The organism is Rudaea sp. (genome assembly GCF_036383415.1).
Lineage (GTDB): Bacteria > Pseudomonadota > Gammaproteobacteria > Xanthomonadales > Rhodanobacteraceae > Rudaea.
Genome location: NZ_DASVOK010000172.1, coordinates 1 through 4,372, shown reverse-complemented (window position 1 = coordinate 4,372; position 4,372 = coordinate 1). Strand labels below are relative to the sequence as shown.

Sequence of the window (4,372 nt, the reverse complement as noted above, 5' to 3'; positions counted from 1 at the left end):
CGCGCGGTGAAGCCGAGCATGATCGACGACGGGAACGGCCAAGGCTGCGAGGAGTGGTAATCGCAGTCGACCACGCGCACGCCGGCCTCCTCGTACACCTCGCGCTGCACCGCGGCTTCGAGCGTCTCGCCTGGTTCGACGAAGCCGGCCAGCGCGGAGTAGCGACCTTTCGGCCAGCTCGCCTGGCGCCCGAGCAGGCAAGCATCGCCGTGCGCGACGATGACGATCATCGCCGGATCGGTGCGCGGAAAATGCTCGGCGGCGCATTGCGGGTTCGTGCACACGGCGCGGTGGCCGGCGCTTTCGAGCCGAACGGCCGAACCACAGACGCTGCAGTAACGCGTGCGTTCCTGCCAGTTGACGATCGCGCGCGCATAGGCGAACAGACCGGCATCGGCGACTTCGAGCGTCATGCCGGCGCTGCGCAGGTCGACGAAGTCACCGCCGATCCGCGCGGCGATCGCCGCAGCCGCGGCATCGCCTTGGCGCCACGCGAACCATTCGTGGCCCTGCACGTTGCCGAGATAGATCGTCGCCGCCTCCGCACCGCCGGCGCGGACAAAGTCGTCGCGACCCAGTTCCGCCAAACGTTCGCGGCCGGAAGTGACGAGCGCACGGCCATCATCGCGCAGGAGCAGGAATCGCGCTGCCTCGCCGCGCAGGCGTTCGTTGATCGTCGCGGTATCGCTGCGCCAGTCAGCGTCGCGTTCGATGTCGAGGGAAGAGAACGTGTTGCTGCGGCTGCGCGCGAGGGAGCTCATGGACGCCATTTTAGCGCGCGTATCTGACCGAAAAAGAAAAGCACCCGGGTGCGGGTGCTTTTTTTCAGGGATGGCGTCAGCGGATCAGATGCTGAAGGACGAACCGCAGCCGCAGGTCGTTTTCGCGTTCGGGTTGCGGATCACGAACTGCGCGCCCTGCAGGCTTTCGCTGTAGTCGATCTCGGCGCCCATCAGATACTGCAGGCTGAGCGGATCGACGACGAGGGTGACGCCCCCCTTTTCCAGGGCGAGGTCGTCCTCGGCGCGCGCTTCATCGAAGGTGAAACCGTACTGAAAGCCCGAACAGCCACCGCCGGAAATGTAGACGCGCAGCTTGAGCTCGGGATTATTCTCCTCGGCGATCAGCTCGCGCACCTTGTGCGCAGCCGCGTCGGTGAAGATCAGCGGCTGCTCGAGTGCGGTCTGGTAGCTGGGCGTGGTATCCATGCAGGTCTAGATCGTGCCGGTCCGCACGAAATCAAGTGTGCGCGGCACCGGACAGCGCGAATTCGTCCGTCTCTTCCGGCGCGGCCAGCTGCTTCGGCGCATCGCCGCGATGCACGATCTTGCCGTTGATCTGCGCGCCGGCCGACATTTCCATGACCTTGTAGTAGACATTGCCCTCGACGCGCGCGCCGGCGGCGAGTTCGAGGCGCTGCGTCGCGGTGACGTCGCCCTCGACTTCGCCGTTGATGACTACGTGCGGGGCGGTGATCTGACCCTTGATGCGCGCGCTGTTCGACAGGGTCAGCACGGCGTTGTCGCCTTCGCCGTGCAATGCGCCTTCGACACTGCCATCGACATGCAGGCGGCCGTTGAAGGTGACATCGCCACGAATCTGCGTGCCATTCGCGATCAACGAGGTGGTCTCGGCCGGCACTACCTGATTGGCCTTATTTCGATTCCCCAGCATGCGTCCCTCCCGACGTGGTCAATATTTCCCCCCATGCGAAATCGCGCGAACTCTTGCCGAACTCGGAACCGGCATCGGCCTCGACACGTACGCCATTCGGCGCGAAGCCCTCCGGCAGCAGAAGAGTACCTTTTATTTGTTGAAAATACTTGAAGGAAAATCCCATTCCCTTCGCATCGGCGTTGGCGGCGAGATCGGCCCAGTCGATCGTCACGAGCTTGTCGGCGCGCGTGCCGCTGACGCTGAGCCTGACCTGCCCGCTCGCAATCTGGCCCGGCTTGAGATTCTGGGTCAGGGTGAGGGAAAAATTGAACAGGCGCGGATTGTCGCGCGCCGCGACCAGGCTCAGCGCCTGCACGCTGAAGCCTTCGCGCTTGGCGTCGGCGCGGGTCAGGCTGCTGTAGAAGGCGAGGTCGGCGCGCAGCCCGGCGATCTCCGCCTGGCGTTCGCCGATCTGACGCTGCAGGTCCGCATTCGCCGCATTCCCCACCTGCTGCGCGCGCTCGAGCACGGCGACGCGCTGCTGCAGCGTCGCATTCTGATCGAGCGCGTGACGGAGCTGCGCGACGCCATCCGCCGGCACGTTCTCGCGCAGCGCCCAAGTCAGCGCGACCGCGACGAGGATCGAGGCGAACCAGAACAGGCCTAGCGTCGTCCACTCGCGCCAGCGCGAACGCTGCTCGTGCGGGCGGATGACCAAGGCGGGGGGCGGCGGGACGTGGGCCATGCGCGTGCGATGCAGTACGAGTCAGGAAGCTTAGCGAAAAACGCGGCCCCGCATCCATTCGCCACGGCTATACTGCCTGCCTGTTCACATTCGCCGCGCCCATGCTCTGGATCAAGGCCCTGCACATCGTCTTCGTCGTGACCTGGTTTGCCGGGCTGTTCTACCTGCCGCGCCTGTTCATCTATCACGTCGAGTCCGACAACGCCGCAGTGCGCGCGCAATTGCAGATCATGCAGCGACGGCTGCTCGGCATCACGCACATCGGCGGCGCGCTCGCGCTGACCTTCGGCATCTGGACGCTGATCCTCGTGCCAAGCTACCTGCATCAAGGCTGGCTGCACGCCAAGCTCGCGTTCGTACTCGGCCTCGTCGCCTATCACGTCTACCTGGCGCATCTGGTGAAACAGTTCGGCGAAGACCGCAACATGCACTCTTCGCGCTGGCTGCGCGTGTTCAACGAGGTGCCGGCGCTGTTCCTGATCGCGATCGTGCTGCTGGCGGTGGTCAAGCCCACATGAAGCCATGCCGGCACAGCCGGCATTTCATTTATCCTGGGCTCTTCGGCGTATCGCCCCGGTTCACGACCCCAGCTTCTGCTGCAGATACCCGGTTTCGCCGAGCTGCTTGACCAGGCCGAGTTGCGTCTCCAGCCAGTCGATGTGCTCTTCCTCGGATTCGAGGATCTCCTCGAACAGCTCGCGGCTGACGTAGTCGCCGACCTTCTCGCAATGCGCGATCGCGGTCTTCAGATCGGGATGCGCGATCTGCTCGAGCTTGAGATCGCATTTGATAACTTCGATCGGCGTTTCGCCGATCATCAGCTTGCCCAGCGCCTGCAGGTTCGGCAGGCCTTCGAGGAACAGGATGCGCTCGATGAGCTTGTCCGCATGCTTCATCTCGTCGATCGATTCCTTGTACTCGTGCTCGGCCAGTTCCTTGTAGCCCCAGTTCTTGTACATGCGCGCATGCAGGAAATACTGATTGATCGCGGTCAGCTCGTTGAACAACACCTTGTTGAGGTGCGCGATGACCTGTTTATCGCCCTTCATTGCCGAACTCCGATCGTGCGTGATGCGACGACTATAACGCGCGGGCACTTCGCGCGATGAAACGCGAATCGTGAGCATTTGCGGTTTTGGGGAGCGGCAATCGCGCGCACGATGCGCGCAGACGTCAGGCTGCCTGCGCGATCAGCGGCAGGCCGAAATCCAGTCGCGGCTTGCGACGAACATGCGCCTCGCGCAGCACCTCCTCGGCGAGATCGGCGCAGCTGCCGCAGTCGCCCGAGCAACCCGTGCGGCGGGTGAGTTCGCCGAGGCTGCGCACACCTTCGGCGGCGGCCTGACGGATCATCTTCTCGGTGACGGCGTTGCAGATGCAGACGTACATGGACGTTAACATGGTGGTGCGACGGCCATATTCAATTGCAAATGAGAATGATTGTCAAATACTTTCGGCTTCGTGAAATACCGGCCGAAGAATTGATCTCGACCAACAAACTCCGTAATCGACAAATGAAATCCGTATGGAATTCTGGCGTCAACACCCAGCCTGAGCGAGGCTGCGGCAGCGTTTGCGGGCTCGGCAGTTACGGAGTTTGTTGTCCCAGAGGACTCAGGGGATCAGAAAGTAGCGCGCGCATCGAACACGCACGGACAACCGAAGGACGGCGCGAAAAGAACCAAAAGCAAGAACTGGATTCCCGTTGACTCGCGCCATCCAGACGCTCGCCCCTCGGGCCATCCGCTGCGCGAATGTTCGCTACGGCATCATGCCCGCGCCGTGCTGCCCGCCGGGAATGGCGGGCGCGGAGTCGGGGTAGGATAGGGCGATGGACACCCAATTCCTCCACACGTTCGTCAGCGTCGTCGAGCGCGGCTCGATGGCCGCGGCGGCGCGCGTGCTCGACATTACCCCGGCGGCGGTCGCGCAACAGATCCGCACGCTCGAACGCGAGTTCGGCGTACCGCT

At 63.6% G+C, this 4,372-nt stretch carries 8 protein-coding genes; 2 read left to right on the top strand and 6 right to left on the bottom strand.

Annotation, left to right across the window (positions count from 1 at the left end):
• From nudC to VF497_RS06710, 4 genes are all read right to left on the bottom strand, one after another.
• The coding region (nudC, locus tag VF497_RS06725; RefSeq protein WP_330886956.1) for an NAD(+) diphosphatase at positions 1-761 on the bottom strand (761 nt) is incomplete at its 3' end.
• A gap of 84 nt (positions 762-845) precedes the next feature.
• Positions 846-1,208 (bottom strand): iron-sulfur cluster insertion protein ErpA, encoded by a 363-nt coding sequence (gene erpA / locus VF497_RS06720; protein ID WP_330886954.1) that lies wholly within the window; start codon positions 1,206-1,208, stop codon positions 846-848.
• A gap of 31 nt (positions 1,209-1,239) precedes the next feature.
• On the bottom strand, positions 1,240-1,674 hold the full coding sequence (locus VF497_RS06715; protein ID WP_330886952.1) for a polymer-forming cytoskeletal protein: 435 nt from the start codon (positions 1,672-1,674) through the stop codon (positions 1,240-1,242).
• Positions 1,655-2,401, bottom strand: coding sequence for a DUF6776 family protein (locus tag VF497_RS06710; RefSeq protein WP_330886950.1), 747 nt, complete (start codon positions 2,399-2,401; stop codon positions 1,655-1,657). Before VF497_RS06710 ends, VF497_RS06715 begins: the two co-directional genes overlap by 20 nt.
• A gap of 101 nt (positions 2,402-2,502) precedes the next feature.
• Here VF497_RS06710 and VF497_RS06705 point away from each other — a divergent pair, with 101 nt between their 5' ends.
• Positions 2,503-2,919: a CopD family protein gene (locus VF497_RS06705; RefSeq protein ID WP_330886948.1), complete on the top strand. Its 417-nt coding sequence runs from the start codon at positions 2,503-2,505 to the stop codon at positions 2,917-2,919.
• Positions 2,920-2,979: 60 nt separating this feature from the next.
• Here the strand turns inward: VF497_RS06705 and bfr are convergent, their stop codons facing one another.
• A complete protein-coding gene (gene bfr, locus VF497_RS06700; RefSeq protein ID WP_330886945.1) occupies positions 2,980-3,450 on the bottom strand; it encodes a bacterioferritin in 471 nt (156 codons plus the stop codon).
• Positions 3,451-3,574: 124 nt separating this feature from the next.
• Entirely contained in the window at positions 3,575-3,790 is a 216-nt protein-coding gene (locus tag VF497_RS06695; protein ID WP_330886960.1) for a (2Fe-2S)-binding protein, read from the bottom strand.
• Between the two features lie 442 nt (positions 3,791-4,232).
• On the opposite strand from VF497_RS06695, the gene VF497_RS06690 reads away from it, so the two are divergent.
• Positions 4,233-4,372, top strand: a 140-nt coding sequence (locus VF497_RS06690) for a LysR family transcriptional regulator (protein ID WP_330886958.1), incomplete at its 3' end; no start/stop codon positions are given.